Here is a 14,926-nt window from a genome sequence, read left to right on the forward strand (position 1 = left end):
TGAACGGAGTTGAACGAGTGAAAAGGCAGGGCGAATGAGATTGTCGGCCCTGACCGACGTGAGCGGTACGGCAGGTGACGCGGTCGTCACCGGTTTCGCGATCGATCATCGTAAGGTCGCGCCGGGCACGATCTTCGGCGCGTTCGAAGGCGCGCGCGTCAACGGAGAGGACTTCATTCCCGCAGCGATCGAGGCCGGCGCGGTCGCGGTGGTGGCGCGGCCTGAGGCGCGGGTAGAGGGTGCGGTCCACATCGCCGATTATTCACCGCGCGAACGCTTCGCGAAGCTCGCCGCCCGTTTCTTCGCGCCGTTTCCCGCCACGGCGGTCGCGGTAACGGGCACCAATGGCAAGACCTCGACCGTGGAGATGACGCGGCAATTGTGGCGGATGTCGGGGCATCACGCCGCCTCGATCGGGACGCTCGGCGTCACCACCGCCGACGAACGCGTCGTGACGGGGCTGACGACCCCCGACGTCGTTACCTTCCTGTCGAACGTCGCCGGGCTGGCGCGCGAGGGCGTAACGCACCTGGCGTTCGAGGCATCGAGCCACGGCCTCAGTCAATACCGTACCGAAGGGCTGCGGGTCTCTGCCGCGGCGTTCACGAATCTCAGCCGCGATCACCTCGATTATCACGGCGACATGGCGGCTTATTTCACCGCGAAACTGCGGCTCTTCTCCGAAGTTCTCGCCGACGATGGCACCGCGGTCGTCTGGGCCGACGATCCGCAGTCGGAACGCGTGATCGATCTGGCGCGCGAGCGTGGCAACCGCGTGATGACGGTCGGCGAGCACGGCGACGACCTGCGCCTCGTGTCGCGTGCGCCGACATTGCTCGGGCAGGGTCTGGTGATCGCGACGCCGGACGGAACCGAGCACCGTGTCAACCTGCCCCTGATCGGCGGATATCAGGCGGCGAACGCGCTGCTGTCGGCGGCGCTCATCATCGCGACGGGTGGTGACGCGGCGACGACGCTCGCGGGCCTCGCGCGGTTGCAGCCGGTGCGCGGGCGGCTGGAGCGCGCGGCGATCGCCCAGTCGGGCGCGCCGATCTACGTCGATTACGCACATACGCCGGACGCGCTGGAGGCGGCGATCGCGGCGCTGCGCCCACATGTCGCGGGCCGGCTGATCCTCGTGTTCGGCGCGGGCGGCGACCGCGACCAGGGCAAGCGCGCGCCGATGGGAAAGGTGGCGGCCGATCAGGCCGACGTGGTGATCGTCACCGACGACAATCCGCGCGGTGAGGAGGCGGCGGCGATCCGCCGCGACGTGCTGGAAGGCGCGCCGGCAGCGACCGAGATCGGCGACCGTCGCGCCGCGATCGCGTATGCGGTCGAGATCGCGCGGGCGGACGACATCGTGCTCGTCGCGGGCAAGGGGCACGAGCAGGGGCAGATCGTCGGCGACATGGTACTTCCCTTCGACGACGTCACGGTCGCGCGCGAGGTCGCGGCGTGACGTTGTGGACCGCAGCCGAGATCGCCGCAGCGACGCACGGAACGGCCTCGGCCGACTTCGCGGTCGGAGGCGTCGCGTTCGATTCGCGGGAGGTCGGGCCGGGCGATCTGTTCGTCGCGCTCACCGGCGAGACGACCGACGGCCATCGTTTCGTTGATCAGGCGTTCGCGCAGGGCGCGGCGGGCGCGCTCGTCTCGCGCGCGGTGGACCACCCGGTGGTCGAGGTCGCCGACACGTTCGCGGCGCTGGAAGACCTTGGCCGCGCCGCGCGTGCGCGGGTGAAGGGCAAGGTGATCGGCGTCACCGGCTCGGTCGGCAAGACCTCAACGAAGGAGGCGCTGTTCGCCGCGCTCGATCGCGCGCCGTCGGTCAGCGCGCACCGTTCGGTGAAGAGTTACAACAACCACACCGGCGTGCCCCTGAGCCTCGCGCGCATGCCGCAGGGCAGCGACTATGCGGTGCTCGAGATGGGGATGAACCATCCGGGCGAACTCGCGCACCTGACGACATTGGTGCGCCCGCACGTCGCGCTCGTCACCGCGATCGCGCCCGCGCACACCGAATTCTTCCCCCACGAGGCTGCGATCGCCGACGCGAAGGGCGAGATTTTCCGCGGGCTGGAGCCCGGCGGGGTCGCGATCGTGCCGTACGACAGCCCGCACCGCGACCGGCTGATTGCCGCCGCCGAGCCGTACGCAGCGCGGATCGTCACCTTCGGGCTCGATCGCGCCGCGGACGTGTCCGCGATCGAGATCGCACGTGCGAACCACGGCGGCACCTTCGTCACCGCGCGCATCGGAGAGCACGAACTGAGCCTGACGGTCGCGCAGCCGGGCGCGCATTGGGTGTCGAACGCGCTGGCGGTGCTCGCCGCGGTCGACGCGGTCGGGGGCGATCTCGCGCTCGCGGGGCTCGCGCTGGCCGAACTCGGCGGGCTCGCGGGGCGCGGCGCGCGCAGCGAGATCGCGGTGGGGGACGGCCACGCGCTGCTGATCGACGAGAGTTACAATGCCAACCCCGCCTCGGTCGCGGCGACGCTCGCCGTGCTCGCAGAGCAACCCGGCCGCCATGTCGCGATCCTGGGCGAGATGCGCGAACTCGGCACCAAGAGCGCCGACTATCACGCCGGGCTTGCCCCCGCGGTGGTCGCCGCGCGCGTCGAGGTGGCCGTGCTGGTCGGCGAAGCGATGCGCCCGCTCGCGCAAGCGCTTGAGGGACGGGTCGATTTCGTCCATGTGCCCGATGCCGCCGCCGCGCTGGACCACGTACACCGTGTGATCGCGCCGGGCGATGCGGTACTCGTGAAGGGTTCGAACGGGGTGGGACTGGCGCGGGTCGTCGCGGGTCTCGCGGGCGGGAAGAAATAAGTGCTTTACTGGATCGCGCAGCACCTCGGCTTTGCGGGCTTGCTCAATCTCATTCGTTACCAGTCGTTCCGCACCGGTGCGGCGGTCGCGACCGCGCTGCTGATCGGGCTGATCATCGGGCCGAAGTTCATCGGCTGGCTGCGCGTCCGCCAGGGCAAGGGGCAGCCGATCCGCGCCGACGGTCCGCAGACGCACCTCGCGAAGCGCGGCACGCCGACGATGGGCGGGTTGATGATCCTGACCAGCGTGTCGCTCGCGATGCTGTTGTGGATGGACCTGCGCAACCCGTTCGTCTGGGCATGCGCGTTCGTGACGCTCGGCTTCGGCGCGATCGGTTTCCTCGACGATTACGACAAGGTGCGAAAGGCGAGCACCGCGGGTGTGCCCGGGCGCGTGCGGCTGCTGCTCGAATTCGCGATCGCGGGAATCGCGGCGTGGATCATCATGCAGGAAAACGGCTCGGGGCTCTTCCTGCCGTTCACCAACCGCTATTACATCGACCTCGGCTATTTCTATCCGATCTTCGCCGCCTTCGTGATCGTCTCGTTCGGCAATGCGGTAAACCTGACCGACGGGCTCGATGGCCTGGCAACCATGCCGGTAATCATCGCCTCGGTCGCATTCATGGTGATCGTGTATCTGGCGGGCAACGTGAAGTTCGCCGATTACCTTGGCATCCCGCACGTGCCCCGCGCGGGTGAGCTCGCGATCTTCTGCGGCGCGGTAGTCGGCGCGGGGCTCGCCTTCCTGTGGTACAACGCGCCGCCCGCCGCCGTCTTCATGGGCGACACTGGCAGCCTCGCGCTCGGCGGCGCATTGGGCACGATGGCGGTGGTGGCACACCACGAGATCGTGCTCGGCATCATCGGCGGGCTGTTCGTGGTCGAGGCGCTGTCGGTCATCATCCAGGTGTTCGTCTACAAGCGGACGGGAAAGCGCGTGTTCCGCATGGCGCCGATCCACCACCATTTCGAGCAGCTCGGCTGGAGCGAGCCGACCGTCGTGATCCGTTTCTGGATCATCAGCCTGGTGCTGGCGCTCGCCGGCCTGTCGACGCTGAAACTCAGGTGATCGTCGCGCGCGCCTGGGCGGGGAAGCGCTTCGCGGTGCTCGGGCTCGCGCGCTCGGGCGCCGCGACGGTCGCGGCGCTGGTGACGGCCGGCGCCGATGTCGTCGCGTGGGACAGCGATGCGACGAGGCGCGAGGGGCTGGACGGCGTGGCAATCGCCGATCTCGACACGCTCGACCTCGCGGGTTTCGACGCGCTCGTCGTCTCCCCCGGCGTACCGCTAAACACCCACCCGCTCGCGGCGAAGGCACGCGCGGCGGGCGTACCGATCGTCGGCGATATCGAGCTGTTCGCGCAGGCGCGCGCCGAACTGCCGCCGCACAAGGTCGTCGGGATCACCGGCACCAACGGCAAGTCGACTACCACCGCGCTCGTCCGCCACATCTGCGAGGCAGCGGGGCTGCCGGTGTTGATGGGGGGCAATATCGGGCTGCCGATCCTGGGGCAGAAGCCACTGCCCGTGGGCGGGGTCTACGTGCTCGAGCTGTCGAGTTATCAGATCGACCTTACGAGCTCGCTCGACTGCGACGTCGCCATGCTGCTCAACATCACTCCCGACCACCTCGACCGCTACGATGGCTTTGATGCCTATGCCGCGTCGAAGGCGCGATTGTTCGCGATGCAGTCCGACGGCAACGTCGCGATCGTCGGGACGGGTGATGCGGCGTCCAGGCAGATCGCCGACAGTTTGGCCGGTCGCGCGACGTTGATCGACGCCGATCCGGCGCTCGACCAGTCGCGGTGGCCGGCGTTGCAAGGGCCGCACAACGCGCAGAACGCGGCCGCCGCAATTACCGCCGCACGCGCGCTCGGGATCGACTGCGACGTCATCGAGCAGGCGCTCGCGAGCTTCACCGGGCTGCCGCATCGCATGGAGCGCGTCGCAACCCTGGGCGGCGTGACCTGGTACGACGACAGCAAGGCGACCAATCCCGAGAGCACGGCGCCCGCGCTCGCTGCCTTCCCGCGCGTCCACTGGATCTTGGGCGGGCGCGCCAAGGGCGACGATCTCGACGCCTGCCTGCCGCATCTGGGCCACGTCGCTCGCGCCTATACGATCGGCGAGGCGGGACCCCGTTTCGCCGAGGTGCTGCGCCCCCACGTTCCCGTCGCAGAGGTCGAGACGCTCGAGCGCGCGGTGAAGCTCGCCGCGCAGGAGGCGGTGCGCGGCGACGTCGTGCTGCTGTCACCTGCTGCCGCCTCGTTCGATCAATTCCGCGATTACGAGCATCGCGGCCGCGCCTTCCGCGAAGCGGTCGAGGCGCTGGCATGATGCGCGGCGACGGCATGTACGGCGTAGGGGTTCGGCCATGAACGACATGCAGGCGATACGTCGCGGGCGGTTGCAGGGGCGCGGCGGGCGCGGCGATCCGTCGCCGCTCGGCACGTGGTTCTGGGATATCGATCGCGTGCTGCTGCTGCTCGCGCTGTTCCTGATCGCGATCGGACTGATCGCGGTGGCGGCAGGATCGCCGGCGACGGCGGTGCGCTATTCGGGCGAGCACGTGAAGTTCACGCCGCTGCATTATTTCTGGCGGCAGGTGATGTGGGTCGCGGTCGCGCTGCCCGTGTTGTTCGGTGTGTCGATGCTGCCGGTCACGCTCGCGCGGCGCATGTCGCTGGTCGGTGCGGGCGTGTGCGTTGCGTTTCTCGCGATGACGCCGTTCGTCGGCGTGACGGTCAACGGTGCGCGGCGCTGGATCGGCTTCGGCTTCGCGCAGTTCCAGCCATCGGAGTTCCTCAAGCCCTTCTTTGTCGTGACCGTCGCCTATCTTCTGTCGCTGAAGGCGCGCGACGAGGAGCTGCCCGCCACGATCATCACCGCAGCGATAACCGCGATGGTCGCGGTGCTGTTGATGATGCAGCCCGACTTCGGGCAGACGATCATCTTTTGCACGATCTGGCTCGCGCTGATCGTGATCGCGGGCACGCCGACGCGGACGATCGTCGGGTTGCTGGCGATGGTACCGGTCGGGCTGGTTGCGGCCTATGTCTTCTATGGCACCGCGCGTGCGCGCATCGATGCGTTCCTCTTTCCAGGTATCGAGGGTGAGGGCGCGAGCGACCATTTCCAGACCAATGCCGCACACAACACGCTGACCGCGGGCGGCTGGTTCGGCACCGGTCCGGGCGGCGGCAGCGCGAAATTCGGGCTGCCCGAGGCGCATACCGATTATATCTTCTCGGTCATCGGTGAGGAGTTCGGGCTGATCGCGTGCATGATCGTCGCGCTGGTCTTCCTCGCGATCGTCGTGCGCGTCTTCGTCAAGCTGCTCGACGAACAAGACAGCTTCAAGCTGCTCGCGGCGTCGGGGCTGGCGGTGCAGTTCGGCGCTCAGGCGCTCGTCTCGATGGCGGTCAACACCGGGCTCGCGCCGTCGAAGGGCATGACGCTGCCGTTCATCAGCTACGGTGGATCGTCGATGGTCGCGCTGTCGATCGGGATGGGGTTGCTCCTTGCGTTCACCCGGCGCAACCCGTTCCTAATGCGTAGTCCCTATATCAATCGCTGGAACGCTGCATGACGCGTGCGCGCTCGTTCGTCCTCGCCGCCGGAGGTACCGGCGGTCACATGGTCCCCGCCGCCGCGCTCGGCGCCGAGTTGATGCGGCGCGGCCACCGCGTCGCGCTGGTCAGCGACGCGCGCGGCGTGCGCTTTCCGGGATTGTTCGACGGGGTGGAGACGCACGTCATCCCCGCGGGCCGCTTCGCCGGCGGCCCGGTCGGCTGGGCGAAGGCCGCGCGGCAGATGGTCGAGGGCCGCCGCACCGCGCGCGACCTCTACCGGTCGTTGAAGCCTGCCGCGGTGATCGGCTTCGGTGGCTATCCGGCGTTCCCGGCACTCTCCGCTGCCTTCGCCGCGGGCATACCGACCGCCGTGCACGAACAGAACGCCGTGCTCGGCCGCGTCAACCGTCTCGTCGCGCGCCGCGTCGACGCGATCGCAACCAGCTACCCGAACACCGAACGATTGAAGCCGGCCTACGCGAGCAAGGTCCACCTCGTCGGCAATCCGGTGCGCGAGGCGGTGCTGGCACTTCGCAGCCGTCCGTATCCGCTGTTGGAGGAAGACGGAATCTTCCGCGTGCTCGTCACCGGCGGCAGCCAGGGAGCGAGCGTGCTGAGCCAGGTCGTGCCCGACGGGCTCGCGATGCTGCCGGTGGCGTTCCGCCGCCGCTTGCAGGTGACGCATCAGGCGCGGATCGAGGACATCGATGCCGCACGCGAGAAATATGCGAGCCTGGAGATCGCCGCCGATCTCGCCACCTATCTGCCCGACATGCCCGAACAGCTTGCCTGGGCCCATCTCGTCATCGCGCGCGCGGGCGCCTCGACGATCGCCGAGCTGACCGCCGCCGGGCGCCCCGCGATTCTCGTGCCGCTGCCCGGCGCGACCGACGACCACCAGACCGCGAACGCGCGCGCGATCACCGACGCGGGCGGCGCGCGCACGATCCCGCAGCCGCAATTCACCCCGACCGAACTCGCCAAGCAGATGCAGAAGCTTGGGCTCGATCCCGCCGCGCTCGAGAATGCCGCGGGGCGTGCGCGCGCATGCGGAATGCCCGACGCGGTCAGCGATCTCGCCGATCTGGTCGAGAGCCTCGACGCGCCGCGCGCGCCGGTCCACGTCGGGCGCGTGCGACAGAAGGAAGCATTTGCGTGAAGGGCGTCGCTACCGACATCGGCACGATCCACTTCGTCGGGATCGGCGGCATCGGCATGTCGGGCATCGCCGAGGTGATGCACAACCTCGGTTATTCGGTTCAGGGTAGCGACGTGGCGGAGGGTTATGTCGTCGAGGGACTGCGCAAGCGTGGCATCGCGGTCACGATCGGACACGCGGCCGAGAATGTCGCGGACGCGGCAGTCGTCGTCACTTCGACCGCGGTGAAACGCGGCAACCCCGAGGTCGAGGCGGCGCTAGATCGCCGCGTCCCGGTGGTGCGCCGCGCGGAGATGCTCGCCGAACTGATGCGACTGAAATCGACCGTCGCGGTCGCTGGCACGCACGGCAAGACGACGACGACCTCGATGGTCGCCGCGCTGCTCGACGCGGGCGGGGTCGACCCGACCGTCATCAATGGCGGGATCATCAACAGCTACGGCTCGAACGCGCGATTGGGCGCATCGGACTGGATGGTGGTCGAGGCGGACGAAAGCGACGGCAGCTTCCTGCGCCTCGACGGCACGATCGCGGTCGTCACCAACATCGATCCCGAACACCTCGACCATTATGGCAGCTTCGAGCGTGCGAAGGACGCCTATGTCGAGTTCGTCGAGAACGTGCCCTTCTACGGCGCGGCGCTGCTCTGCCTCGATCACCCCGAAGTGCAGGCGCTGATACCGCGCGTGCGCGACCGTCGCATCGTCACCTACGGCTTCGCGGCATCGGCCGACGTGCGCGGGGTGAACGTGTCGCCCTATCCCGGTGGTAATCGCTTCGAGGCGTTGATCCGGTCGCGCGATGGTACGACGCGTTCGATCGAGGGAATCGACCTGCCGATGCCCGGCCGCCACAACGTGCAGAACGCGCTCGCCGCGATCGGCGTCGCGCTCGAACTCGGCATCGACGACGCGACGATCCAGCGCGGGTTCGAGAAGTTCGGCGGGGTCAAGCGCCGCTTCACCAAGGTCGGGGAGGTGACGGCAGAGCATGGCGTCGCGACGATCATCGACGATTATGGGCACCACCCGGTCGAGATCCGTGCGGTGCTCGCCGCCGCGCGCGAATCGGCGCAGGGACGCGTCATCGCGGTGGTCCAGCCGCACCGCTACTCGCGGCTCGGCAACCTGATGGAAGACTTCCAAGGTGCGTTCAACGACGCCGACGCGGTCTACGTGACCCCCGTCTATGCCGCGGGCGAAGCACCCGTCGACGGCGTCGATGCCGACGCGCTCGTCGCCGGCCTTCGCCGTCGCGGGCACCGTGACGTGCAAACGGTCGCCGATGCCGATGCGCTCGCGGATGCGCTCGCGAGTGAGGTGCGCGGCGGAGACCAAGTCATCTGCCTCGGTGCGGGCGACATCACCAAATGGGCTGCCGCGCTCGCCTCCGCGATCGAGGCGCGCCGGTGAGCATCGCCGACCATATCCTCCCCGAAACGGGGAGGGGGACCAGCGAAGCTGGTGGAGGGGGAACGCCTCTGCCGGCATCGCCCGCGGGAATTCCCCTCCACCACCAGCCTGCGGCTGGCGGTCCCCCTCCCTATATTGGGGAGAATAGCAACGTCCGCGGTCGCCTGACGCCCCAAGCGCCGCTCGCGCCGCTGGTCTGGTTCAAGGCGGGCGGGGCGGCAGAATGGCTGTTCGAGCCCGCCGACGCCGACGATTTGTCCGCTTTCCTGCGCGACCTCGACCCCGCGGTGCCGGTGATGGCACTGGGTCTGGGCAGCAATCTGATCGTGCGCGACGGCGGGGTGCCGGGCGTGGTCATCCGGCTCGGCAAGCCGTTCGCGCGCGTCGAGGCGCTCGATGCGACGACGCTTCGCTGCGGCGGCGGCGCGAGCGGCATTCTCGTATCCTCGACCGCGCGCGACGCCGGGATCGCGGGCGTCGAATTCCTGCGCTCCATCCCCGGGACCGTCGGCGGCTTCGTGCGGATGAACGGTGGCGCCTACGGCCGCGAGGTGAAGGACGTGCTGGTCGAGGCCGACGTGGTACTGCGCTCGGGGGAGCGGCGGACGCTGTCGATGGACGATCTCGGTTACACCTATCGTCATTCCGAATTGCCCGACGGCGCGGTGGTGATCGCGGCGACCTTCCGTGGCCAACCCGGCGAGCCAGCTGCGATCCAGGCGGAGATGGACCGTATCGCCGCCGCGCGCGAGGCGTCGCAGCCGCTGCGCTCGAAGACCGGCGGCTCGACCTTCAAGAACCCCGACGGGCACAAGGCGTGGGCATTGGTCGACCAAGCCGGCTGTCGCGGCAAACGCCTGGGCGACGCACAGGTCAGCGACAAGCACACCAACTTCCTTCTGAACGTCGGGCAGGCGACCAGCGCTGATATCGAGGCGCTGGGCGAGGAGGTCCGCGCCGCTGTGAAAGCGACGAGCGGGGTGACGCTCGAATGGGAGATACAGCGAGTGGGCGTTGGCGTGAGTGGGGCGGCATGAACGGGGCGTTGCACATCGCGGTGCTGATGGGCGGCTGGTCGGCGGAGCGTGAGGTGTCGCTGTCGTCGGGGGCGGGCGTCGCGGAGGCGCTCGAATCGCTCGGCCACCGCGTGACGCGGATCGACATGACGCGCGACGTCGCGGCGCGGCTGGCGGAGGCGAACGCCGATCTCGTCTTCAACGCGCTTCACGGCACCCCCGGTGAGGACGGCAGCGTCCAGGGGCTGATGGACCTGATGGGCCTCGCCTACACGCATAGCGGGATGGCGACCTCGGTCATCGCGATCGACAAGGTACTGACCAAGCAGGCGCTGGTGCCGCACGGTATACCGATGCCGGGTGGGCGGATCGTCAAGTCGGCCGACGTGTTCGAGGCCGACCCCCTCGCGCGGCCCTACGTGCTCAAACCCGTCAACGAAGGCTCGTCGGTCGGCGTCGCGATCGTCACCGATCAGGGCAATTACGGCAACCCGATCGCGCGCGACGCGAAGGGACCGTGGGCCGAATTCGAGGAACTGCTCGCCGAGCCTTACGTGCGCGGGCGAGAATTGACGACCGCGGTGCTTGGCGGCGCCGACGGCCCGCGCGCGCTCGGTGTCACCGAGCTGCGGCCGAAGTCGGGCTGGTACGATTACGACGCCAAATACACCGACGGGATGACCGAGCATCTGTTTCCCGCCCCGATCCCCGATGAAATCACGCAGGCGTGCATGGCGCTGGCGGTCGACGCGCACCGACTGCTCGGCTGCCGCGGCGCGAGCCGTTCCGATTTCCGCTGGGACGACGAGCGCGGCGTCGAGGGACTGTTCCTGCTCGAGGTCAATACCCAGCCCGGGATGACGCCCTTGAGCCTCGTTCCCGAACAGGCGCGTCACACCGGCATGAGCTACCCCGAGCTTGTTCAGGCGATCGTCGACGAAGCACTGCGCGATGCTGCCGGGCGGCAAGGCAAGCGCGCACCATGAGCCGCACGATCCGACGCGAACCCGCCAGCGCGCCGCGCCGCACCGTCAATCGTCGCAAGCCAGCGCCGAAGAAGACGTTCGGGCAGCGCGTGATGGCGAAATTGCCAATCAGCGAGGCGTTCGTGCGCCGCGCCGTGACCTGGTCGCTGCTCGGCGCAGGCGGGGCGGCGGCGATTGCGGTCGCGACATGGATCGGCATTCCGTCCGCGATCGGCATCGGCATCGCCGAGACCGCGGCGCAGGCGGGGCTCCGCGTAGAGCAGGTCGACATCACGGGGCTGAAGCGGATGGACCGCGAGACGGTCTACGCGGTCGCGCTCGAACAACCCTCGCGCGCGATGCTGCGGCTCGATCTGGAGGCGGTGCGCCAGCGGCTGCTCGCCTACGGCTGGATCGAGGACGTGTACGTCTCGCGTCGCCTGCCCGACCGGTTGCTGATCCACGTTACCGAGCGCGAGCCCGCGGCGGTGTGGCAGGACAACGGGCAACTGACGCTCATCGACGCGGGCGGTCGCCTGCTCGCGCCGGTCGATCGCGCCAACATGCCCAATCTGCCGCTGGTGATCGGCCCTGGCGCCGATCGGCAGGAGCCCGCCTATCAGGAGCTGCTCGCGGCGACGCCGGGCCTGCGCCGTCGGATCAAGGCGGCCGCCTGGGTCGGCAATCGCCGCTGGGACCTGACCTTCGATACCGGCGAGACGCTGGCACTGCCGCAGGACGGCGCGCGCGAGGCGCTGGTCAAGTTCGCGTCGATGGAGCGCGCGAGCCCGCTGCTCGGCAAGGGCTGGCTGCGCTTCGACATGCGCGATCCGGCAAAGCTCGTCGCGCGCAAGCCTGGGCAGGAGGCGCAGGGGAGCGCGCCGAGCGATACGCCCGAAACGTCGGAAGCACGCGCGGCGCGACCGCTCGGCGCCGGCGACGTATAAGCGGGGGCATGAGGGGGCAGGGCAGATGGCGAAACCGGCACCGGAAGGATTGATCACCGCGCTCGACATCGGGTCGTCGAAGGTGTCCGCGATGATCGCGCAGAAGGGCGACGGCGGCGAGCTCGTCGTGCTCGGTACCGGGCAACGCGAGAGCCGCGGGGTCAAGCGCGGCTATATCGCCGACATGCAGGCGACCGAGGTCGCGGTGCGCGAAGCGGTCGAGCAGGCGGAACGGATCGCGGGCGTCGCGATCGAGAATGTTTGGGCGGGCTTCTCGGCCGGCGGCCTCGTCAGCGACGAAGCGTTCATCGAGGCCGAACTCGGCGGCACGCGGATCGAGCAGGCCGATATCGACGCCTTGTTGCAGGAGGGCCGCCAGGCGATCGATCCGCAGGGCCGCATGGTGCTCCACGCGCAGCCCGCGCTCTACACGCTCGACGGACTGAACGGCGTCAAGAAGCCGCTCGGGCTCCACGCCGATCGGCTTGGGGTCCACATCCACGTCATCGCCGCCGACGGCTCGCCGGTGCGCAATCTCGACCTGTGCGTCCGCTCGGCGCATCTGGAGGTCAAGTCGATCATCGCCGCGCCGGTGGCGACGGGCCTTGCCTGTCTGACGCAGGAGGAGCGCGATCTGGGCGTCGCGCTGGTCGAGATCGGCGCGGGGATCACCAACGTGTCGCTGTTCGCGGGCGAGATGCTGGTGGGGTTGAAGTCGATCCCGATCGGCGGCGCGGACATCACCGACGACATCGCCTCCGCCTTCGGCACGACCCGGTTGCAGGCCGAGCGGATCAAATGCTTCCACGGCTCCGCCAATGCGTCTCCGCGCGACAATCACGAAATGGTGACGATCCGCGAGCGCAGCGAGGTCGAGGACAATGATTCGCTCCAGATCACCAAGGCGGCGCTAATCGCGGTGATCCGCCAGCGGCTCGAGGCGCTGATCGGCGAGGTGCAGGCCGCGCTGAAGGAATTGCGCTTCGAGGGGCCGGTCGGGCGGCAGGTCGTCATCACCGGCGGCGGTGCCGAATTGAAGGGCATCGCCGACTATGCGCAGCAGCTGCTCGGCCGGTCGGTGCGCGTGGGGCGACCGCGCGGGCTCACCAACCTGCCCGAGGCGCATTCGGGGCCGGGGTTCGCGACGCTCGCTGGCCTCGCCTATTTCGCCGCCGCCGATCCGATCGACCTGCGCGGCGTCGCGCCCAAGCAGCAGACGGTCCACCGCAGCAAGGGCTGGCGGGGATTGCGCCGGCTGATCCAGGCCGCGAAAGCGAATTATTAGAACATTTGCCGATTCGGGTGGGTTTTCGCTGGTGCGTTGACCATCCATGTGAAAAATAAGCCAACGCCCCGTTCACAATCAAAAAAGCGGGGGCTTGTGACCGGAGTAAACAGGCGATGAGCATCGAATTCATTGCGCCCGACGTCGACGATCTGACGCCGCGCATCACCGTCGTCGGCGTGGGGGGCGCGGGCGGCAATGCGATCGCGAACATGATGCGCGCGGACGTGCAGGGTGTGAACTTCCTCGTCGCCAATACCGACGCGCAGGCGCTGCGCTCGTCGGAGGCGGAGCAGAAGATCCAGCTCGGCACGAAGATCACCGGCGGCCTGGGCGCCGGCGCGCGGCCCGAGATCGGGCGCGCCGCGGCCGAAGAGTCGATCGACGAACTGTCGCGGCTGCTCGAGGGCAGCCACATGTGCTTCATCGCGGCGGGCATGGGCGGCGGCACCGGGACCGGCGCGGCCCCCGTCATCGCCAAGGCGGCGCGCGACATGGGCATCCTGACCGTCGGCGTCGTGACCAAACCGTTCAGCTTCGAGGGCAACCGTCGCGGCAAATCGGCCGAGGCGGGCATCGAGGAACTGCAGAAGTTCGTCGACACGCTGATCGTCATCCCGAACCAGAATCTGTTCCTCGTCGCGAACGCCAACACGACGTTCAAGCAGGCGTTCGAGATGGCCGACGAGGTGCTGCAACAGGGTGTGCGCGGCATCACCGACCTGATGGTCATGCCCGGCCTCATCAACCTCGATTTCGCCGACGTCCGCTCGGTGATGCAGGAGATGGGTAAGGCGATGATGGGAACGGGCGAAGCCGACGGCGACGACCGCGCGATCATCGCGGCGCAGAAGGCGATCGCCAACCCGCTGCTCGACGGCGTGTCGATGCAGGGCGCGAAGGGCGTCATCGTCTCGATCACCGGCGGCGAGGACATGCGCCTGCTCGAGGTCGACGAGGCGGCGAACCACATCCGCGAACTGGTCGATCCCGACGCCAACATCATCTGGGGCTCGGCATTCAATCCCGACCTCGAGGGCAAGATCCGCGTCTCGGTCGTCGCCACCGGGATCGAGAGCGTGGGGCAGCCCGACAAGCCCGGCAGCGGTGCCGCGGTGCCGGTGCAGAGCGAGCCCGCACGTCCGTTCAGTTTCTCGGCGCCGCGCCGCGCGGAGCCTGCCGCCGCCGCGCCGACGCCCGCTCCTGCGCCGGCCCCCGTCGCGCCGCAGCAGAGCCACGCGCCCGCACCCCAGCCGAGCTATCAGCCGGCCGCCCCGGCGCCTGCCGCACCGAATGCGGCACCGCGCGGTTACGCGGGCTACGAGCCGTCACAGCCCGTTCCGCAGAGCGACGCGCTGGCGCAGGGCGTCGTACCGCAGGCGCAGGTCGATGCCGCAACCAATGCGAGCGACGACGAATTGCTGCTCGGCTCCGACGCGATGCTCCCCGAGGCGAACGCCCCGCAGGCAGCACTCGCGCAGCCCGGCGCGCCGGCAGTGGGCGACCACGGTGACGCACCGCGCCGCCGCTTCCTCGCGCCCGAGGGTAACGAGGAAGCGCCGCCGCAGCCGCGCGTGAAGCTCGGCGGTACGCTGTTCGAGCGAATGCAGAACGCCACCCGCGGTGCGCCGCGCACGGGTGACGCATCGGCCGACACGCCCGGCACCGATCTGCCGCGCTTCCTGCACCGGCAGAACAACCAGTAAAATACGAGGCGGCCGCGCGCGACCGGCGCG

The 14,926-nt window shown here is 69.0% G+C and carries 12 protein-coding genes; all 12 read left to right on the top strand.

The window, feature by feature from the left end; genetic code table 11:
• Positions 1-34 precede the first annotated feature (34 nt).
• Positions 35-1,462: a UDP-N-acetylmuramoyl-L-alanyl-D-glutamate--2,6-diaminopimelate ligase gene (locus KZ810_RS07260; RefSeq protein WP_219768293.1), complete on the top strand. Its 1,428-nt coding sequence runs from the start codon at positions 35-37 to the stop codon at positions 1,460-1,462.
• Positions 1,459-2,829, top strand: a complete 1,371-nt coding sequence (locus KZ810_RS07265; protein WP_219768294.1) for a UDP-N-acetylmuramoyl-tripeptide--D-alanyl-D-alanine ligase — start codon at positions 1,459-1,461, stop codon at positions 2,827-2,829. The genes KZ810_RS07260 and KZ810_RS07265 overlap by 4 nt, the downstream gene beginning before the upstream one ends.
• Positions 2,830-3,900, top strand: coding sequence for a phospho-N-acetylmuramoyl-pentapeptide-transferase (gene mraY, locus KZ810_RS07270; protein WP_219768295.1), 1,071 nt, complete (start codon positions 2,830-2,832; stop codon positions 3,898-3,900).
• Positions 3,897-5,171 (top strand): UDP-N-acetylmuramoyl-L-alanine--D-glutamate ligase, encoded by a 1,275-nt coding sequence (murD, locus tag KZ810_RS07275; protein ID WP_219768296.1) that lies wholly within the window; start codon positions 3,897-3,899, stop codon positions 5,169-5,171. Before mraY ends, murD begins: the two co-directional genes overlap by 4 nt.
• Positions 5,172-5,208: 37 nt before the next feature.
• The gene (locus KZ810_RS07280) at positions 5,209-6,423 is read left to right on the top strand and encodes a peptidoglycan glycosyltransferase FtsW (protein ID WP_219768297.1); all 1,215 of its coding nucleotides are present in this window, start codon (positions 5,209-5,211) and stop codon (positions 6,421-6,423) included.
• Positions 6,420-7,565 carry an undecaprenyldiphospho-muramoylpentapeptide beta-N-acetylglucosaminyltransferase gene (gene murG, locus KZ810_RS07285; RefSeq protein WP_219768298.1) on the top strand — a complete coding sequence of 382 codons (1,146 nt, stop codon included), beginning with the start codon at positions 6,420-6,422 and terminating at the stop codon, positions 7,563-7,565. Before KZ810_RS07280 ends, murG begins: the two co-directional genes overlap by 4 nt.
• On the top strand, positions 7,562-8,977 hold the full coding sequence (murC, locus tag KZ810_RS07290) for a UDP-N-acetylmuramate--L-alanine ligase (RefSeq protein ID WP_219768299.1): 1,416 nt from the start codon (positions 7,562-7,564) through the stop codon (positions 8,975-8,977). The genes murG and murC overlap by 4 nt, the downstream gene beginning before the upstream one ends.
• Positions 8,978-9,111: 134 nt before the next feature.
• Positions 9,112-10,014, top strand: coding sequence for a UDP-N-acetylmuramate dehydrogenase (gene murB / locus KZ810_RS07295; RefSeq protein WP_219768409.1), 903 nt, complete (start codon positions 9,112-9,114; stop codon positions 10,012-10,014).
• A complete protein-coding gene (locus KZ810_RS07300) occupies positions 10,011-10,979 on the top strand; it encodes a D-alanine--D-alanine ligase (RefSeq protein WP_219768300.1) in 969 nt (322 codons plus the stop codon). The genes murB and KZ810_RS07300 overlap by 4 nt, the downstream gene beginning before the upstream one ends.
• On the top strand, positions 10,976-11,905 hold the full coding sequence (locus tag KZ810_RS07305) for a cell division protein FtsQ/DivIB (protein WP_219768301.1): 930 nt from the start codon (positions 10,976-10,978) through the stop codon (positions 11,903-11,905). The genes KZ810_RS07300 and KZ810_RS07305 overlap by 4 nt, the downstream gene beginning before the upstream one ends.
• A gap of 25 nt (positions 11,906-11,930) precedes the next feature.
• Entirely contained in the window at positions 11,931-13,190 is a 1,260-nt protein-coding gene (gene ftsA, locus KZ810_RS07310; protein WP_219768302.1) for a cell division protein FtsA, read from the top strand.
• 116 nt (positions 13,191-13,306) lie between these two features.
• On the top strand, positions 13,307-14,896 hold the full coding sequence (gene ftsZ / locus KZ810_RS07315; RefSeq protein ID WP_219768303.1) for a cell division protein FtsZ: 1,590 nt from the start codon (positions 13,307-13,309) through the stop codon (positions 14,894-14,896).
• Positions 14,897-14,926 lie beyond the last annotated feature (30 nt).

Origin of the sequence: Sphingomonas citricola (genome assembly GCF_019429535.1) — a bacterium.
In the GTDB taxonomy this organism is placed as follows: domain Bacteria; phylum Pseudomonadota; class Alphaproteobacteria; order Sphingomonadales; family Sphingomonadaceae; genus Sphingomonas; species Sphingomonas citricola.